This window comes from Pseudomonas sp. PP3, assembly GCF_905336995.1.
Lineage (GTDB): Bacteria > Pseudomonadota > Gammaproteobacteria > Pseudomonadales > Pseudomonadaceae > Aquipseudomonas > Aquipseudomonas reinekei.
In genome coordinates this window covers 1,240,399-1,259,171 of the sequence record NZ_HG995459.1, presented here as the reverse complement: position 1 = coordinate 1,259,171, position 18,773 = coordinate 1,240,399, and the positions used below count along the sequence as shown (strand labels likewise).

The 18,773-nt window shown below is 60.3% G+C and carries 17 protein-coding genes; 5 read left to right on the top strand and 12 right to left on the bottom strand.

Annotation, left to right across the window (positions count from 1 at the left end):
- Window positions 1-38: 38 nt before the first annotated feature.
- The 6 genes from KHO07_RS05820 to KHO07_RS05795 form a co-directional block, all read right to left on the bottom strand.
- Entirely contained in the window at window positions 39-1,094 is a 1,056-nt protein-coding gene (locus KHO07_RS05820) for an ABC transporter ATP-binding protein (RefSeq protein ID WP_150733738.1), read from the bottom strand.
- Between the two features lie 17 nt (window positions 1,095-1,111).
- The gene (locus tag KHO07_RS05815) at window positions 1,112-1,960 is read right to left on the bottom strand and encodes an ABC transporter permease (RefSeq protein WP_212626681.1); all 849 of its coding nucleotides are present in this window, start codon (window positions 1,958-1,960) and stop codon (window positions 1,112-1,114) included.
- Window positions 1,957-2,865 (bottom strand): ABC transporter permease, encoded by a 909-nt coding sequence (locus KHO07_RS05810; protein ID WP_150733740.1) that lies wholly within the window; start codon window positions 2,863-2,865, stop codon window positions 1,957-1,959. Before KHO07_RS05810 ends, KHO07_RS05815 begins: the two co-directional genes overlap by 4 nt.
- 147 nt (window positions 2,866-3,012) lie before the next feature.
- Entirely contained in the window at window positions 3,013-4,116 is a 1,104-nt protein-coding gene (locus KHO07_RS05805) for an extracellular solute-binding protein (RefSeq protein ID WP_056852708.1), read from the bottom strand.
- 217 nt (window positions 4,117-4,333) lie between these two features.
- Window positions 4,334-5,782 (bottom strand): aldehyde dehydrogenase family protein, encoded by a 1,449-nt coding sequence (locus KHO07_RS05800; RefSeq protein WP_212626680.1) that lies wholly within the window; start codon window positions 5,780-5,782, stop codon window positions 4,334-4,336.
- On the bottom strand, window positions 5,779-7,416 hold the full coding sequence (locus KHO07_RS05795) for a 5-guanidino-2-oxopentanoate decarboxylase (RefSeq protein ID WP_212626679.1): 1,638 nt from the start codon (window positions 7,414-7,416) through the stop codon (window positions 5,779-5,781). The genes KHO07_RS05800 and KHO07_RS05795 overlap by 4 nt, the downstream gene beginning before the upstream one ends.
- Window positions 7,417-7,577: 161 nt before the next feature.
- On the opposite strand from KHO07_RS05795, the gene KHO07_RS05790 reads away from it, so the two are divergent.
- Entirely contained in the window at window positions 7,578-8,459 is an 882-nt protein-coding gene (locus KHO07_RS05790; RefSeq protein ID WP_150733744.1) for a LysR substrate-binding domain-containing protein, read from the top strand.
- A gap of 30 nt (window positions 8,460-8,489) precedes the next feature.
- On the opposite strand, the gene KHO07_RS05785 is transcribed toward KHO07_RS05790, so the two are convergent.
- A complete protein-coding gene (locus tag KHO07_RS05785; RefSeq protein ID WP_212626678.1) occupies window positions 8,490-9,365 on the bottom strand; it encodes an MBL fold metallo-hydrolase in 876 nt (291 codons plus the stop codon).
- Window positions 9,366-9,579: 214 nt separating this feature from the next.
- Between KHO07_RS05785 and KHO07_RS05780 the strand changes: the two genes are divergently transcribed.
- The gene (locus tag KHO07_RS05780) at window positions 9,580-10,485 is read left to right on the top strand and encodes a LysR family transcriptional regulator (RefSeq protein WP_212626677.1); all 906 of its coding nucleotides are present in this window, start codon (window positions 9,580-9,582) and stop codon (window positions 10,483-10,485) included.
- 116 nt (window positions 10,486-10,601) lie between these two features.
- Window positions 10,602-10,778: a hypothetical protein gene (locus tag KHO07_RS05775; RefSeq protein ID WP_191635231.1), complete on the top strand. Its 177-nt coding sequence runs from the start codon at window positions 10,602-10,604 to the stop codon at window positions 10,776-10,778.
- 8 nt (window positions 10,779-10,786) lie between these two features.
- Here KHO07_RS05775 and KHO07_RS05770 read toward each other — a convergent pair whose 3' ends face one another.
- Complete coding sequence (locus KHO07_RS05770) at window positions 10,787-11,683, bottom strand: helix-turn-helix domain-containing protein (RefSeq protein WP_150733746.1); 897 nt, start codon at window positions 11,681-11,683, stop codon at window positions 10,787-10,789.
- A 181-nt stretch (window positions 11,684-11,864) separates the two neighbouring features.
- Here KHO07_RS05770 and pobA point away from each other — a divergent pair, with 181 nt between their 5' ends.
- Entirely contained in the window at window positions 11,865-13,058 is a 1,194-nt protein-coding gene (gene pobA / locus KHO07_RS05765) for a 4-hydroxybenzoate 3-monooxygenase (RefSeq protein ID WP_212626676.1), read from the top strand.
- A gap of 79 nt (window positions 13,059-13,137) precedes the next feature.
- Entirely contained in the window at window positions 13,138-14,655 is a 1,518-nt protein-coding gene (locus KHO07_RS05760) for an MDR family MFS transporter (RefSeq protein ID WP_212626675.1), read from the top strand.
- Between the two features lie 134 nt (window positions 14,656-14,789).
- Here KHO07_RS05760 and KHO07_RS05755 read toward each other — a convergent pair whose 3' ends face one another.
- The 4 genes from KHO07_RS05755 to KHO07_RS05740 form a co-directional block, all read right to left on the bottom strand.
- Window positions 14,790-15,638, bottom strand: coding sequence for a cache domain-containing protein (locus tag KHO07_RS05755; RefSeq protein WP_150733749.1), 849 nt, complete (start codon window positions 15,636-15,638; stop codon window positions 14,790-14,792).
- Between the two features lie 123 nt (window positions 15,639-15,761).
- Window positions 15,762-16,634, bottom strand: coding sequence for an ATPase (locus KHO07_RS05750; RefSeq protein ID WP_150733750.1), 873 nt, complete (start codon window positions 16,632-16,634; stop codon window positions 15,762-15,764).
- A gap of 106 nt (window positions 16,635-16,740) precedes the next feature.
- Window positions 16,741-17,733: an NAD(P)-dependent oxidoreductase gene (locus KHO07_RS05745; protein WP_212626674.1), complete on the bottom strand. Its 993-nt coding sequence runs from the start codon at window positions 17,731-17,733 to the stop codon at window positions 16,741-16,743.
- A gap of 96 nt (window positions 17,734-17,829) precedes the next feature.
- A complete protein-coding gene (locus KHO07_RS05740) occupies window positions 17,830-18,729 on the bottom strand; it encodes a LysR family transcriptional regulator ArgP (protein ID WP_212626673.1) in 900 nt (299 codons plus the stop codon).
- Window positions 18,730-18,773 lie beyond the last annotated feature (44 nt).

The window sequence follows — 18,773 nt, the reverse complement described above, 5'->3', positions numbered from 1 at the left end:
CCAGCGATGAGGCCGGCTAAGGCAATAGAAAGCTTGGATCAGGCCCCGAGTACCCGGCACGCCTCGGCCGGAAGGGTAACCGACACCGGATGCCCAACGTTCAAACCAAACCCCTGACACGGCGTGCTCAGCGCCGTAAACGACACCCCGGAACACTCCACCGTGGTCTCGATCGTCGCGCCGATATCCCGCACAAACGTCACCTTGCCCAGCAAGCGATTGCCCGCGGTGGCCTGCGGCGCCGACAGTTGCAGGTCTTCCGGACGGATCAGCATTTTCACTTTTTCCCCCACCACAATACTGCTGCAGATCGGCACTTGCAGGGCATCGCCGCCCGGCAGACTGACCTTGCCGTTGCCCAGTGCGGTGGCCGGGAAGATGTTGCCCGAGCCGATAAAGTCTGCGACAAACTCGTTGGCCGGATGGCGGTAAATCTCGATCGGCGTGCCCACCTGCTGCACCTTGTGTTCACCCAACACTACGACGATATCGGCCATGGTCATGGCCTCGCGCTGGTCGTGGGTGACCATGATGGTGGTGATGTTCAGACGTTGCTGCAGCTGACGGATTTCCACCTGCATTGACTCGCGCAACTTGGCATCCAACGCCGACAGCGGCTCGTCGAGCAAGAGGATTTTCGGGTGCGAAGCAATTGCGCGGGCAATCGCCACGCGCTGGCGTTGGCCACCCGAGAGTTTGGCCACCGGACGATTGATCATCGCTTGCAGCTGGATCAGTTCCAGCAACTCCACCACCCGCGCCTGCTGATCAGCCTTGCTCACGCCACGCAGTTTCAGCGGATAAGCGATGTTCTCCCCCACCGTCATGTGCGGGAACAGTGCCAGCGACTGGAACACCATGCCGAAATTACGCAGATGCGCCGGGGTGTGGCCGATGTCCTCGCCGTCCAGGCGAATCTCGCCGCCGCTCAGGGTTTCCAGCCCCGCGATCATCCGCAACAAGGTGGTTTTGCCACAGCCCGACGGGCCGAGGAAACACACCAGTTTGCCCTCCGGCAAATGCAGGTTTACATCTTTTACCGCGCAGGCCGAGCCGTAATGTTTCTCGACGTTTTCCAGAATCAGACCAGACATAAGCATCACCTCAAGAATCAGAACGAAACGCCACCTTCACCGACCAGCTTCTCCAGCGCCCAGATCAGGACGAAGTCGATCAGCACGATCAGCACGGCAAACGAAAATACGGTTGGGTCGAGCGAAGACACGGTGCGGCTGTACATCCAGATCGGCACGGTCATGACGTCGATGGTGTAGAGGAAATAGGTCACGGTGAATTCGTTGAACGAGACGATGAACGCCAGCAGCATCCCCGCCAGAATCCCCGACTTCATCAACGGCACCACCACATCGACAATCGCCCGCAGCGGTGAAGCGCCGAGCATTTGCGCGGCCTCTTCGACTTCACTGCCGATGGAGAGCATCGCCGCCGTGCAGTTCTTCACCACGAACGGCAACGCCAGGATGACGTGGGCAATGACCAGCCGCGAGGTGGTCATGTGGAACGGCAGGCTGTCGAACACCAGCAGCAACGCCAGGCCCAGTACCACCATCGGGAACACCAGTGGCAACGACATCAGTTGCAGCGCCACGGCCTTGCCGCGGAACTCGCAACGGGTCAACGCATAGGCGGCCGGCACGGCGATGAGGGTGGCGAAGATCATGGTCAGGCACGCCACCATCAGGCTGGTAGTCATGGCCTGGCCGAGGCTCAACACATCGCTGGCGTCCGGCGAAACGAAGGTGTGCCAGGCGGCCTCGTACCATTGCAGGCTGTAGCTGCTCGGCGGGAAATCAAGGTTCGATGCGCCACTGAACGACATGACGATCATGGTCAGGATCGGCAGCACCGCCAGCAGCAGGATGAAACCGGAAAGGATGCCGGCAAACTTGCCGGTCTCGCCGGGCAACAGCCCATAACGCTTCTTGCTCAGGGTACTCATTGCGAAGCCTCCAGCATGCGCCGACGACGGCCGGTGATGTATTCGGACAGGGTCATGATCGCCAGCGTGGTGACGATAAGCACCACACCGGCGGCGGACGCGGCGGGCCAGTTCATCAGCGGGGCGATCTGGTCATGCACCATCACCGCGAGCATCGGCACGCGACGACCTCCGAGCAGCAAGGGCACGACGAAGCTGCTGGCGTTATAAGCAAAAACCAACGTGGCACCGGTAATGATCCCCGGCAGGCTCATCGGCAACACCACCTGGCGGAACACCTGGAAACGACTGGCACCGAGGGTAGCGGCGGCCTCTTCGTAACTGCGGGCAACGCCGCGCATGGCGCTGGCAATCGGCAGCACGGCCAACGGGAAAGCGGTTTGCACCAGGCCCATCAACACGCCGTTCTGGTTGTACAACAGCATGATCGGACGCTTGATCAGGCCCAGCCCCATCAGCGCCTGATTGAGCATGCCGCCCGGGCCGAGAATCACCAGCCAGCCGTAACTTTGCAGCAGCAGGTTGACCAGCAGCGGCAGCAACACGGCCGCGAGGAAGATCCGCCGCACGAACGGTGAAGTCAGTCGCGACATGGTGTACGCCACCGGTATCGCCAGTATCACGGCGATCACCGCACTGATCAGCGCCAGGCGCAGGGTCAGCATCAGCGATTTGAGGTAATAGGGTTCCAGCAACTGGGCGTAACTGGCCAGGCTGAACCCGGACCATTCCGCGCCCTTGGTGCCGACACTCATGCGCAGGACCAGCAGGCTGGCGGCGATCAGCACGCCGAGAAACAGCATGGATGGCGTGAGGAAAAACCAGGCACGCGCGGTCGGTGAAACACCGCGATTCGGGCGCGATTCAGCGGCGCTGACCGAATGGGTCAAAGGTTGGTGTTCCATAGCAAAGGTCTCGTCAATGGAAGATCAGGCGCATGGCGAGTGCTGCGCACTCGATCGCTGGCAAGCCAGCGCCTACAGGTCATGCGCTGTTCTTGTAGGCGCCGGCTTGCTGGCGATGAGGCTCGAAGAGCCTCCCTGTCATTCAGATCAGGAAGAAAAGATTTCCGTGTAACGACGAATCCATTGGTCATGCACAGTCGCCAGGAAGGCGTTGTCGTGCATGATCGCCTTCTCGGCAATCTGTTCCGGCGTGAGGATGTAAGGGCTCTTGCGTGCTTCGGCGGAGATGATCGCCTTGGCGTTGACCGGGCCGTTGTAGATGTCCTCGGCCATCTTGCCCTGCACCAGCGGGTCCAGAGAATGGTTGATGAAGGCGTACGCCATGTCGGTGTCGCCCGGACGGTTCTTCGGCATCACCGAGAGCATCAAGTCGGTGTAGAAACCTTCCTTCATGCCGAACGTGGCGCCCAGGCCGTAGTTCGGATCGCGGATCTGTTTCGGGAAGAAGGCCGGGGCGTAAAGGCCACCCATATCCAGCGAGCCGGTGCGGAACAGTTCGGCGATCTGGTTCGGGTTTTCGCCCAGGGTCACCACGCGATCCTTCAGCTCGGCGAGTTTCTTGAAGCCAGGCTCGATGTTGTGCTCGTCACCACCGGCCAGTTTGGCGGCGATGATGATCAGGTCCATGGCCTCGGTCCAGTTCGGCGGCGGCAGGAAAATGTTCGGCGCCGCGTCGGCATCCCACAGGGACGCGTAGCTGGTCGGAGCTTCTTTCTGGGTGCGGGTGCTGTAGACCAGGCTGTTGCACCACAGCAGGTAACCGATGCCGTGACCGTTGGCGCCAGTGCGGTATTTTTCCGGCACATCGACGATGTTGGGAATGCGGTTGAGGTCAGGCTTTTCCAGCAGGTTGGCGGCGGCCAGGCCTTCGGCGCCGACGCCGGCCAGGGTGATGATGTCGTACTGCGGACGATCGCCGCCGGCCTTGAGCTTGGCGACCATTTCCGAGGTACTGCCAGTGCGGTCGGCGATGACCTTGCAGCCGTACTTGTCTTCGAATGTCGCGGCGATATTGCGCAGGGCAGCCAGCCCGGTGTCATCGGACCAGGTCAGCAGACGCAGGGTCTTGCCAGTGAAGCGTGTATCGCTGGCATTGGCCTTGACGAACGGCAGGCTCATTGCCGCCGCTGCCACCGAGGCTACGCCCACGGTCTTGATGAATTGACGTCTGTTCAGATCATGCTCGCCCATTACGGACTCCCTTTGTTTTTGTAGGTATAAGGCAGGTCGAAACTGTTGCATCCGCGCGGCTGGATCAACGTTGTCCCTCGTATTTTCGGGGGCTTTACCGGGCCAGTGAGTTCATCCTGAGGTCGTGCAAAACACCTGACTATCGATAAAAACTCATCGAAGCCATGACGCTGACGCATGCCTCTTCGAGAGGCATGCGCTCACCTTTTTCGTGCCTTCAGACGGCGCGAATCACGTGCTTGATTTCCTGAAAAGCCTGCAAGCCCCACGGCCCCAGTTCGCGGCCGATGCTGCTCTGCTTGTAGCCGCCCCAGGCGGTCTGCGGGAAGATCACTTGCGGCGCATTGATCCACACAAGGCCCGCCTGCAAAGCGTTGGCGACTCGATCAGCGGCTTCGGTGTCACGCGTGACCACACTGGCCACCAGACCGAACTGACTGTCGTTGGCCAGGGCAATCGCTTCGGCTTCGCAGGCGAAACTGCGCACGCAGATCACCGGGCCGAAAATCTCTTCACACCACAGCGCACTGTCGAGGGGCACGTTGGTGAAAACCGTCGGCTGCAAAAAATATCCGCGGGGCAAATCCGCAGGACGATTACCGCCGCACACCAGCCTCGCCCCGGCGCTCAAGCCGCGATCGATATGGCCGAGTACGCGCTGGTATTGCGCCTGATTGACCAGCGCGCCCATTTCCACGTTCGGGTCGAACGGGTCGGCCACGCGAATGGCTTCGGCACGGGCCTTTACCCGGGTGAGGAATTCATCGGCCAGTTCATCGGCGACCAGCACGCGGCTGGTGGCGGAGCACATCTGCCCGGCGTTGAAGAAACCGCCGCCACAGGCCACTTCCACCGCCAGGTCGAGGTCAGCATCGGCCAGTACCAACAACGAAGATTTACCGCCCAGTTCCAGGCTCACGCCCTTCACGGTTTCTGCGGCGCGTTGCATGACTTGCACACCCACCGCGTTGCTGCCGGTGAAGGAAATTTTTGCGATACGCGGGTCCGCCGACATGGGAGCGCCGACCGCCAGCCCCGTGCCGCAGACCAGGTTGAACACCCCTGCTGGCAACCCGGCTTCAGCGATGATTGCTGCCAGTTCCAGCTCCGGCAGCGGCGTCACTTCTGATGGCTTGAGCACCACGCAGCAGCCGGCGGCCAGGGCCGGGGCAAGCTTCCACGCGGTGGTAACCATCGGGAAATTCCACGGCACGATCAAGCCGACCACACCGCACGGCTCGCGGCGCAAGCGCGCGCTGAAATCGGCGGTCGGCAACTCGATGGCGCTGTCCTGTTTCGCCTCCAGGCCTTCGGCGAGACCGGCGTAATACTCGAAGGTGGCGATCACGTCATCGACGTCGATGGCCGCTTCGAACAGCGGCTTGCCGTTGTTGCTCGACTGCAAGTACATCAGCTGTTCGCGCCGGGCCTGCACGCCCGCAGCGATGTTGCGCAGGATCGCGCCACGCTCGGCACCGGTGGTTTTCGACCAGTCGGCGAAAGCCTGGGTCGCCGCACTGACGGCGTGATCGACGGCACGTTCGTCACCACCATTTACGGTGGTCAGCAGTGCTTCGGTCGCCGGGTTGATCACCCGCAGGTGTTCGTGACCGGCCGACCATTGGCCATCGATGTACAGGCCATCCAGGGTCGTCGGAAACGTCATTTCGACACCGCCTTCATCCACTCGGCCTGATCGATTTCAATCAGGGTCGGGCCTTGGCGATCGGTCGCGGTACGCAGCGCAGCACGCAGTTGTTCAACACCGCTGACGGCCTGCGCCGCGCACCCCAGGGCCTTGGCCACGCCGATGAAATCCGGGGTATAGATGTCGACGCCAACCGGCTCGATGGCGCGATTGACCATGTATTTCTTGATCTCTTCGTAGCCCTGGTTATTCCACAGCAGGACGATCACCGGCGTGCGCGCTTCCACGGCACTGGCCAGTTCCGGCAGGGTGAATTGCAGGCCGCCGTCACCGATCAGGCACACCACCGGAGGACGCGTGCCGCTTTCAACGCTGCCACCGAGCCAGGCGCCAATCGCTGCCGGCAAGGCATAGCCGAGGGTGCCGTAGCCGGTGGACGAGTTGAACCAGCGACGCGGGCGTTCCGGGTTGAATGTCAGGTTGCCGGTGTACACCGGTTGGGTCGAATCGCCGACGAATACCGCGTTCGGCAATTCATGCAAAACGGTTTCGAGGAAGCGGGTCTGGGCCAGGGTCGGTGCATCCCAGGACGCGGCCAGCTCTTCACGCAAACGGGCGGCGCGTACCTGACCCCAATCGTTGCGGCGCTCGGCCAGGGACTTGTGGGACAACGCGCTGAGCAACGCCTGGGCGGCGTTGCGCGAGTCGGACACCAGCGCCACGTGCGGCGGATAATTGCGCACGGTCTGGTCCGGGTCGATGTCGATACGCAGCAGCTTGCCGGGAATCTCGAACCCACCGGCGAAGGTCACGTCGTAGTCGGTTTCGGCCAGTTCAGTGCCGATGGCCAACACCACGTCAGCCTCGGCAACCAGCGCGCGAGTGGCGACCAGGCTCTGGGTCGAACCGATCAGCAGCGGGTGAGCGGACTCGAGCATGCCTTTGGCGTTGATGGTCAGGGCCACCGGTGCATCCAGCAACTCGGCCAGCTCAGTCAGCTCGGCAGCGGCATCGATGGCACCGCCACCGGCCAGGATCAGCGGACGCTGGGCGCCGGCCAGCAGGTCGGTCATGCGCGACACGGCGCTCGGCGAAGCACCGGCGCGGTCGATATTGACCGGCAGGCTGCTGAGCAAGTCGTCGGCCTCTTCAACCAATACATCCAACGGAATTTCAATGTGCACCGGGCGCGGACGACCCGCCTGGAACAGCGAGAACGCACGAGCCAAAACGCCCGGCAACTCCGACGCCGACATCAGGGTGTGGGAGAACGCCGCGACGCCGGCGCACAACGCGCCCTGGTTCGGCAGTTCGTGCAGCTTGCCGCGACCGCCGCCCAACTGGCTGCGGGACTGCACGCTGGAAATCACCAGCATCGGGATCGAGTCGGCATACGCCTGGCCCATCGCCGTGGTGATGTTGGTCATGCCGGGGCCGGTGATGATGAAGCACACACCCGGTTTGCCGCTGGTGCGCGCGTAGCCGTCGGCCATGAAACCGGCGCCCTGTTCGTGACGTGGCGTGACGTGGTTGATGCTCGAACGGGCCAGCCCGCGATACAGCTCCACGGTATGAACGCCGGGAATGCCGAACACCTGCTCAACACCATAATTCTCGAGTAACTTGACCAATACTTCGCCGCACGTCGCCATGTGAATTGCCCTTCTTGTTCGATTTGAGACGCCGGGCCTGCGCAGTGTTTATGATGGATTCGCAGGTCCAGGGATGGCCTCATTGGAACGGGCGACACGTAGCCGCAACAATGGATAAAAAGTCATACTAGCCATGTCCTCACGTCATACCTTGGATCCCAATGAAACGACTGCCTCCCCTGCCGGCGCTGCACACTTTTCTGATTACCGCGCAGTGCTGCAACTTCACCCGGGCCGCCGAGCAACTGCACATCACCCAGGGCGCAGTGAGCCGACAAATCGCCGGGCTGGAAGATCATCTGGGTTATGAACTGTTCATTCGTCAGGCCCGGGGTCTCGATCTGACGGCCGAGGGACGGGAATGGCTGCCACGGGTGCAGCAGATTTTCGGCTTGATCGACGAGGCCGTTGAACAGATCGGCGAGAAGCGCGAAACCCTTCAACTCAAAGCGCCGACCTGTGTCATGCGCTGGCTGTTGCCGCGCCTGTTGCAATGGCAAAAGGAGCGCCCGGACGTGCCGGTGGAACTGACCACCACGGTCAAGCACGGGGTGGATTTTCATCGCGAGCAATTCGATGCGGCGGTGATGTATGGCGCACCGCCGGACACTGCACTGGTGTCACAAAAACTGTTCGACGAGCAGCTGACACCGGTCTGTTCCCGGCCGATGCTCGAAGGGCCGATCACCCTGCAAACACCGACCGATCTGCAACAGCATCTACTCCTGCACCCCACCCGCGATGAGCGCGACTGGAAGGCCTGGTTGAAAGCGGCGGATGTGCAGTTGAGCAATGTCAGCAAGGGTCAGCATTTCGAAACGCTCGATCTGGCAATGTCGATGGCATCGCAAGGCACGGGGGTGGCGATTGGTGACTGGTCGTTGATCGGCGATGACCTGGATGCCGGGCGGCTGGTCATGCCATTCGAATTGAAAGTGAAAACCGGGCTGGCGTACTACCTGGTATCCCCGGAAAAACCCGGGGCTTCACCGAAGTTGCGCGAGTTGATGGGGTGGTTGGTGGAGCAGGCGCAGAGTCGCTGAAACCTGGGGGACATTACTCCCCCAAATCCATTACCACTTCATCTCACCCTTGGCGACCTTGGCGCTCAACTCCAGGGAGCTTTCTTCACCCAGTGCCGGGTAGCGTTTTTTCATCGCTGCAATCAGGGCCGCCGAATCCTTGGCCTTGGCGGTTTCCTCGTCGAAGGCCTTGATGTAATCGGCAGTGAACTGCACGGCGGCCAATGACCGGGCAGTGTCGCCGAGGTAATGCCCCGGAATCACGGTTTTCGGTTTCAGGGTTTCAATGGCATGCAGCGTAGCCAGCCAATCGGCATGGGACTGTGGCGTCTGGGTATCGGCCATCCACACATGGATGTTCTCTGCCACGACCACCCCACCGACCACGGCCTTGATCGACGGAATCCACACGAAGCTGCGATCCGGTTGTTTGCCATCCAGGCCCACCACCTGCAGTTTCTGCCCTTCGAGCATCAGGCTGTCGCCCTTGAGTACGTCCGGCACGATGGTTTTGGCCGGTACGTCGGCGCCCATTTTCGGCCCCCAGAATGCCAGTTTGCCGTCCACGGTTTGCTTGATGTGCTCGACCGTCGGCTGCGAAGCAAGCACCTTGGCGTTGGGGAATGCAGCGGTCAGCGTATCGAGGCCGAAGTAGTAATCCGGGTCACCGTGACTGATATAAATGGTGGTCAAGCGCTTGCCGCTGGTGCGAATTTTTTCCACCACCTGTTCGGCCTGGGACTTGCCGAATTGCGCGTCTACCAGGATCGCGTCTCTCTCACCGCTGACCAGCACCGAGGTCACCGGGAAAATCGCTTTTTCGCCGGGGTTGTAGACATCCAGGGTCAGAGTCGATGCGCTGGCCTGGGCGGCGAAGCCGAGGGTAGTGGCCAGCAAAACCCGCTTAATTGAGGTGAAACCGATCATCTGTTGCTCCTTGGTTGAAATACGCTTTTGTAGGAGCCGGCTTGCTGGCGATGATCTTTAACGAACACCCATGCTTACCGGTGAAAACTCGGCGCCTGTGTCACCATCGCCAGCAAGCCGGCTCCTACACAGAAGATCGACAGAGCTTAGTTGTCTCGATCAGTGCAAAAAATGCGATGCTTGAACATAGTTTGTTTCTGAAATCGGGCAAATCATGGATCGTCTACAAGCAATGCGGGTGTTCGTCACGGTGGTTGACCTCGGTAGCCAGTCGGCGGCCGCCGATCATCTGGAGCTATCAAGGCCAGTGGTTTCGCGCTATCTGGCGGAGCTGGAAGACTGGGTCGGCGCGCGCCTGATGCATCGCACCACGCGCAAGTTGAGCCTGACCGCTGCCGGCAGCGAAGTGCTGCCCCGCTGTCGGCAGATGCTCGACTTGTCTTGCGACATGCAAGCCGCTGTCAGCGTCCCGGAGGATGCCCCGCGCGGCCTTCTGCGAATCAGCGTCAGCACCTCGTTCGGCCAGGCACAACTGGCCGATGCCATGGCGGCCTACGTCAAACGCTATCCCGGCGTCAGCATCGACCTGCAGATGCTCGACCGCACGGTGAACCTGGTGGATGAGCGCATCGACCTGGCGATCCGCACCAGCAACGACCTGGACCCGAACCTGATCGCCCGTCGGCTGACGGTCTGCCGTTCGGTGATCTGCGCCTCCCCCGCCTACCTGCGCGAGCATCCGACACCGCAGCGGGTCGAGGATTTGAGCCAGCACAATTGCCTGACCCATTCCTACTTCGGCAAGAGCCTGTGGCATTTCGAGCAGGAGGGTGAGCAGGTATCGGTGCCGGTGCAGGGCAACATCAGCGCCAATGAGACCAGCACTCTGCTACGCGCGGCGATGGCCGGTGCCGGGGTGGCGATGCTGCCTACTTATCAGGCCGGCGTGCATATCCACAGCGGTGAACTGGTGCGCCTTTTACCCACAGCCGAGCCACGGCAAATGAGCGTGTACGCGGTGTATGCCTCACGCAAACACATGCCGGCTGCGCTGCGCAGCGTGCTGGATTTTCTGGTACTGAGGTTTCCGGAGGAACCGGCGTGGGATATCGGCCTGTAACCCGATTAAAACAATGGCTTATCAGTGTTTTGAATACCGCGTTATTGCTGGCAACTCACCCGCGCTGACCTATGCTCAAATTAATACCGAAGGGTATTCGTTCAGAGGTCAACACCATGAACATCAAAACAAGAAGGTACCTCGCCATTTTCGTCACCTGTGCGGTCACGCTCGGGTTGTATGGCGCAGCAGCCTGGCGGGTGGAACAGCTGCGCAATCTGCCCCGTGATTACGCCAGCTGCAATTTCGAGCGTTGCATTCCCCACAACGCGACCCTCAACGCCCTGCGCTAGCGAAGGTGTCAGGCCTCGTTGTCCTGATCGGCCTTCAAGCGGTCGCGGAAAGCTTTTGGCGAGATGCCCACCCGGCGTCGGAACAGGCGCGTAAAGTTGGTCGGATCCGAGAACCCCAACACGTCGGACATTTCATAGATGGTCATGCTGGTGTAGGTCAGCAAGCGCTTGGCCTCCAGCAATTGCCGCTCGTGCATGATCTGCAGTGCCGGCTGCCCCGCCAACTCACGGCAGGTGCCGTTGAGGTGGGAAACGGAAATCCCCAGGCGATGGGCCAAATCCTCGACCTTGACGTGCTGACGATAGGTCTCTTCCACCAGCTGAATGTAACCGTTGAGGTATTCCCGGGCACGCTGCGGTCGTTGGTTGGCCGAGTGGCGCTGGATCACCTGCCGGCTGACCCACACCATGATCACACTGACCAGCGAATGCATGAGCATTTCCCGCGCCGGTTGATGGCTGGTGTATTCATTCTGCAACGCGCTGAACAGGCTGTTGAGGTACTCGCCGTCCTCACCCGCCGGGTAGCTTTCGGCTTGGGCCAGGGCATTCACCGAATGCCCCAGTTGCTGCTGCAAATGGGCGATCAATGGCGCGGCGAGGGTCACGACAAACCCTTGGACATCCTCGGAAAAACGAAACCCGTGCACCGACAGCGGCGGCAGGACCTGGATCGCCGGTTGCGTCAGTTGCGTACGTTTGCCTTCGATTTCAAGCTCTGCCTGACCTTTGAATACGAAGAGCAACTGGCATAAATCGGCATGGCGATGCGGTTTGATTTCCCATTGGTGTTCGCGGCTGCGTTTGGAAATGGTTTCACAGTGCAGCAAGTCCGGGGTCGGCCAATCCAGGCTTTCACCATAGAGCTTGAACACCGGAATCGACGGCAGGTCAGGCTTGTTCATCACTTCAATCCAGGCCTCGGAATAGATGACGGGCGATAATCGCACCGATTGGCAAAATGTACAGGTATCGGCTCAGTTTTCACCTTCAATTGACAGACTCGCGGGGGAAAAATGCAAGCACTCGATCCATAAAAATCATTCACCGGCTCTGGTCGCGTGAAGCTTGCGAGTTATAAAAACAATGAAAACGCTGAAAACCCAAGTTGCCATTATCGGTGCTGGCCCTTCCGGCCTGCTGCTCGGCCAGTTGCTGCACAACGCCGGGATCGACACCCTTATCCTCGAACGCCAGACCCCGGATTATGTACTCAGTCGCATCCGCGCCGGTGTCCTCGAACAAGGCATGGTAGAGCTGTTGCGCCAGGCCGGCGTAAGCCAGCGCATGGATGCCGAAGGGTTGATCCATGGCGGCTTCGAACTGGCCCTCGACGGGCGTCAGGTACACATTGACCTGCAAGGCCTTACTGGCGGGAACACCGTGATGATCTACGGTCAGACCGAGGTCACCCGCGACCTGATGGCCGCTCGTCAGGTCGCCGGTGCGCAGACAATCTACGAGGCGAGTCACGTCGTTCCCTACGGCATGAAAACCGATGAACCGTTCGTGACCTTCGAAAAGGATGGCGAGCAGTATCGTCTCGATTGCGATTACATCGCCGGGTGCGATGGTTTCCATGGCGTCGCCCGACAATCGATTCCCGCCGATTGCCTGAAAATCTTCGAACGGGTTTATCCGTTTGGCTGGTTGGGAATACTGGCTGACACCCCACCCGTCCACGAAGAATTGGTCTATGCCCGCCATGAACGGGGTTTTGCCCTGTGCAGCATGCGTTCAGAAACCCGCACCCGCTATTACGTGCAGGTGCCGGCTGACGAAAAGGTCGAAAACTGGTCCGATCAACGCTTCTGGGATGAACTCAAATCCCGACTGCCAGAGGCGCTGGCGCAGAAGCTGGTAACCGGACCGTCCATCGAAAAAAGCATCGCGCCGCTGCGCAGCTTTGTGGTCGAACCGATGCAGTACGGCCGGATGTTTCTGGTCGGCGATGCCGCACACATCGTCCCGCCCACCGGCGCCAAGGGGCTGAACCTGGCGGCCAGCGACGTCAGTACGCTGTTCAACATCCTGCTCAAGGTGTACCGCGAAGACCGCCTCGATTTGCTGGAAAAATACTCGGAGATCTGCCTGCGCAGGGTGTGGAAAGCCGAACGGTTTTCCTGGTGGATGACCTCGATGCTGCACCGTTTCGACGATCACGATGCCTTTAGCCAGCGCATCGCCGAGTCGGAGCTGGACTACTTTGTCGATTCAGAGGCCGGTCGCAAAACCATCGCAGAAAACTATGTCGGTCTTCCGTACGAGGCTATCGAATAGCCTGCTACCGTTTTACACTGGCGAGCACTTACCCGCTCGCCATGCCTCTGCGGGTCAAACACTGCCCGCAGGTTTTCCCGTGACCAATCTTCACCAGCCTGAAACGCCCAAACCGGCCATCCGCAGCGTGCTGATCGCGCTGATGCTGGCGATTTTCCTCGGTGCGCTGGACCAGACCATCGTTGCCGTGTCGATGCCGGCCATTTCCGCGCAATTCAAGGATGTCAGCCTGCTGGCCTGGGTGATTTCCGGCTACATGGTGGCGATGACCGTGGCGGTGCCGATCTACGGCAAACTCGGAGATCTATACGGGCGGCGCAAACTGATGCTGTTCGGCATGGGCCTGTTCACCCTGGCATCGTTGTTCTGCGGCATGGCCCAGAGCATGGAGCAACTGGTGCTGGCGCGAATTGTCCAGGGCATCGGCGCCGGCGGCATGATCTCGGTAAGCCAGGCGATCATCGGCGACATCGTGCCGCCGCGCGAACGCGGTCGCTACCAGGGTTACTTCAGCAGCATGTACGCGGTGGCCAGCGTCGCCGGCCCCGTGCTCGGCGGTTACATGACCGAATACCTGTCCTGGCGCTGGGTGTTCCTGATCAATCTGCCTTTGGGCCTCGGCGCCTGGCTGGTGGCCAATCGCACACTGGTCGGCCTGCCTATTCCGCAACGCAAACCCATCATCGACTACCTCGGCACCCTGTTGATGATCATCGGTCTGACGGCGTTGTTGCTGGGCATCACCCAGGTCGGCCAGGGTCATTCGTGGCGTAGCGCTGAAGTCTTGGCGTTGCTTGCTTGCGCGGTGGCAGTACTGGGGTTGTTTGTGATGCATGAGCGACGGACGCGAGAGCCGTTGCTGCCCATGCACCTGTTCGTCAATCGCAATGCGCTCCTGTGCTGGTGCACGATTTTCTTCACCAGTTTCCAGGCAATCTCGTTGATCGTGCTGATGCCGCTGCGCTTTCAGAGCGTCACTGGCGCAGGGGCCGACAGTGCCGCGCTGCACTTGCTGCCACTGGCCATGGGCTTGCCGATTGGTGCGTATTTCGCCGGGCGCCTGACGTCGGTGACCGGGCGCTACAAACCGATGATTCTCACCGGTGCCGTGTTGATGCCGATCTCGATCCTGGGCATGGCATTCAGTCCGCCCCAGGCGTTTGTCCTGAGCAGCCTGTTCATGCTGCTGAGCGGGATCGCCTCGGGCATGCAGTTCCCGACCTCGCTGGTGGGCACGCAAAACTCGGTGGAACAACGGGACATCGGCGTGGCGACCAGCACCACTAACCTGTTTCGCTCGTTGGGGGGGGCCGTGGGCGTGGCATTGATGTCAGCACTGCTGCTGGCGTTGCTGCAGGATTCAAGCTTCGCGCACCTGGCTGGCTCGACGCTGATTGCCGAAGGTCATTCCGGCAACGTACTGCTGGATGGGTTGAACGCTGCACCGGGAGATGCAAAGGACGCCTTGCGCGCAGAACTGCTGCTGACCTTCCGCCATTTGCTGATGGTCAGCGCGGCGGTGTCGCTGCTGGGGCTGGCGGCGGCGATTGCCATGCCGAACATGTTGTTGCGTGGGCGGGAAGACAAGGTTCGTTAAGGAGGCCGGGGCGCCTTCAATCGCGAGCAGGCTCGCTCTCACAATGATCTCTGGTGTACACAAAATCTTCACCCGTTGGAGATCCAGTGCAGGAGCGAGCTTGCTCGCGATAGCGGTTCAACAGTCAAAAAGATTCAGGGGCTGTAATACCCCACCGCCACCAGAAAATGCCCAACCTTTTTCAGATAGGCATGCTTGTCCTCAATTTTGCTGGTCACCGGATTCTTCCAGCGATACTCGTATTCGCCATAATCCTGTTTAGCGATCAGCGCCAGGATCGGCTCGCCCACCGGTTTGCCTTCCGGGTCGTTGACCTTGCTGAAATCGGTGTTGATCAAGCGCAGGTTAGTGCCGTGGGCGACATACCGCTTGGTATCCAGATCGACGACAAACACATACAGGTCATCCTGCAGATAACCGCCCTTGAGGGAATTGATCGCCGTCAGCGTGCCCTTCTCGTCCTTGGTCAGGTCGGTCGCCGCTTTGTTCAGCAAGGCCATGGCCTGCTCGGCTGACGCCCGTGGCAAGTAGTAACCCACCGCGAGAATCCGCTCGCCGACACGCTGGTAGTACACGTGCTTGCGCTCGACCTTGCCGTCGGACCAGTTCTGCCAGCGATATTCCGCCTGTTGAATGCCATTGCCTTCCGGCACCTTGAGCGCGTCCTTGAACGCTTTCTGCAATTGCGGCCCGAGGGTTTCCGAAACATCACGGCCAATCAAGGCCGAAGACGGCCCACCGCTGGCGAGCATCACGCCCTTGGTGTCGACGACGAAGACATAGCGGTCTTTATCAACGAATTCGCCCTGACGGCTGAAGGCCGCAAAGGCCTTGTCACCATTGTCGTGGTAATAGGCCAAGGCTTTTTCCAGCAAGGCGATGGCGGCCTTGCTGTCGTCCTTTTCCGTTCCGGCCGCTTGCGCCTGGGTGAGGCCCAGCACAAGCATGAAGCAGAGCACAGCGAACCTTTGCACAAACCCCATTGCGCGTCCCTCGTTCTTGTTGATGTTTCAAGAGCGTAGACGGCAATGGGGCATGTACGAATATTCAGCGGATCGCAGTGTGTAAGGAAATCATTCCCCGCCGGTCAGGGAATGAATCAGCGCTTACTGCCGCGCGCGCAATTGCTGTTGCAGGTTCTGGATCTGCGCTTGCAGGGTGTTGATGTTGCGGGTGACCTGACTGCGGAAAGCATCGAACTCTGCGGTATTGGTCGAGCCTTGAGCCGCCGCGGGGCGATTATCCTGCTCGCTTTTGAGCACGACGATATCCTGCTCCAGGCGCTCGATGGCGGCGCTGGGGTTGCCTTGTTTCTTCAACGCCACGATGTCGGCGCCAAGGCTTTTCAGCTGGGCGTCGAATTTTTCCGTGTCTGGCGGAGCACTCTTCAGCGCGGCCACGTCGCCAATCAAGACTTTGACCTGAGCCTGCAACTGCGTGTTGACGGTTTGATGCTCAGTGCTTTGAGTGGTGACCTGCGCCAGGCGCTTGTCCAGATCCGTGGTTTGCGCGGTCATCTGCGCCAGACGTTTATCCAGTTCAGATGTCTGGCCGACCACGCCTTGTTGCTGTTTGCTCTGATCCTGCAGCTTGCTTTCCAGCTGTTTGATTTGCAGCTTCAAGGCTTCGCTGTCGCTGGTGACGTTGGTCTGGCTGGCGACCACCTTGCCGGAAATGTCCTGCAGGCGCCCCGCCGCTTCCTCACTGATTCGCGCGAAACTTTCCTGGGTCGCCACCAATTGCTGTTCCATCAGCGAAATCTGCTGAAAGCTCCACCAGGCCAGGCCCGCGAAGGCAAAGAACAAGGCGCCCACCAGTGCCCACAACGGGCCGGTGCTCGCCGACTTGACCTTGACCACCGGCGGCGTGCGCGAATGCACGGCGGTGCGAGTGGTCGGCGGAAAATCGTCGTCGAGGACGTCAGCACGCAGGCTCGGTACATCATCGAAGTCGTCGTTGGCATCGTTACGCATGGACATTGAGTCAACCTTTGTGAAACGCGGTGATGGCTTGATGCGGCGAGTATAACCCCCGTCGCCGCACCGATTGACCCTCAACCCGGGACCGGGTTCAGTGCGCAGCTTTTCAGCGAATGTCCTGGGCCTTCCACCAGCCGCAGAACTCATCGAGGGCCGTCCACAGACTGACCTTCGGGTCGTAATCCAGATAATGCCGTGCGCGACTGATGTCCAGGGTGAAATTTTTCTTCATCACTTGCATGCCCAGGCGCGACAGGGTCGGCTCGGGACGGCCGGGCCACAACTTGCACACGCCTTCGTTCAGGGCCGCCACGCTGTAGGCCAAGCCGTAGGAACGGTAGCGCGTAACCTGTGGGACTTCCATTTTGCGCATGACGTAATTGACCACGTCCCACAATGGTACCGGCGCACCATTACTGATGTTATAGACCTTGCCCAAGGCCGAGCCCCCGGCCAGCAAACTGCTGAGCAACGCTTCGTTGAGGTTCTGCACGCTGGTGAAGTCGGCCACGTTGAGACCATTGCCAATAATCGCCAGACGTCCCTTGCGTTGCATTTTCAGCAGGCGCGGGAAGATGCTCATGTCCCCGGCACCGGTCACGAAACGCGGGCGCAGGGCCACGGTTTCGAGGCCGAATTCCTGAGCGCCGAAAACCTTTTGTTCAGCCAGGTATTTGGTGGCGGCATAAGGATGCTTGAAGCGCTTGGGCACCTGTTCTTCGGTCAGGCCCAGGTGATCACGGCCATCAAAGTAGATCGACGGTGACGACAAATGCACCAGACGTCGCACTCGTTGTTTCAGGCAGGCTTCGACCACATTCTCGGTGACCTGGACATTGCCTTGGTGAAAGTCCTGATAGCGTCCCCATACACCGACGGCGCCGGCGCAATGGACCACGGCTTCAACGTCGGAGCACAACTCCCGGGTCAGTTCCGGGTCGCTCAAATCACCCTGGATGAACTCGGCGCCACGGCGCACCAGATGCTCCACACCTTCGGCCCGGCGACCGTTGACCCGCACGTCCAGGCCCTGCTCCAGAGCGAAACGCGCAAAGCGCCCGCCAATGAAGCCGCTTGCGCCGGTAACCAGAATCTTCATGTATTGCTCCAGCAAATGCAGTTGCGAGCTTCAAGCTGCGAGCTGCAAGTTAAAAACGGTCCGCAAGCCTTTTACTGGCGGCTTGCAGCTTGACGCTTACGGCTGCTCCAAGGGCACCAACCATCGCTTCGATGCCAGCACCAACTGATCAGTCAGCAATCCCAACAACTGACCGCCATTACGCCAATGATGCCAGTACAGCGGCACATCGATCGGCTTATCTGGCAACAGCTCGAGCAAAATGCCACGCGCGAGCTGTTCGCGGACCTGCAGTTCCGGCACCAGCCCCCAACCGAGCCCGGCTTCGGTCAGGCGGAGAAAACCTTCAGACGACGGGCATAAATGGTGTTCGAATCCGCCATCGACGCCGAGGGACGCCAGATACCGGTGCTGCAGGAAGTCATCAGGACCAAATACCAGGGCCGGGGTGCGAGCCAACTGATCGGCACGTACCCCCTGCGGGAAATGCCGGGCAATGAACGCAGGGCTGGCCAGGGCGCGGTAACGCATCGCCCCCAGCAAAACACTGCGCGCGCCGGCCACCGGCCGCTCGCTGGCACACAGACAACCCGCCACTTCACCGGCACGCATGCGCTTGAGGCCGACGGTCTGGTCTTCGACGATCAGGTCCAGCAACACGTGTTGTTGCGCGCAAAAATCCCCCACTGCCTGCGCCCACCAGGTGGCCAGACTGTCGGCATTGAGGGCAATGCGCAAACGCTCCGGCAAACCTTCTTCGTCCAGCGCCGGCACCAGGCTTTGCAAATCCCGCTCAAGCAGACGCACCTGTTGCACATGGTTGAGCAAGCGCCGACCGATCTCGGTCGGGGACGGCGGCGTGGCCCGAACCAGCACCGGTTGGCCGACTCGAGCCTCGAGCAGTTTGATGCGCTGGGAAATGGCCGATTGCGACAAACCCAGGACCTGCGCAGCCCGTTCAAAACCGGCCTGCTCGACCACCGCTGCCAAAGCGGAAAGCAATTTGTAGTCGAACATCAGTTCTCCTAATGAGCAATCAGCAATATTGGTTTTTCTTATAC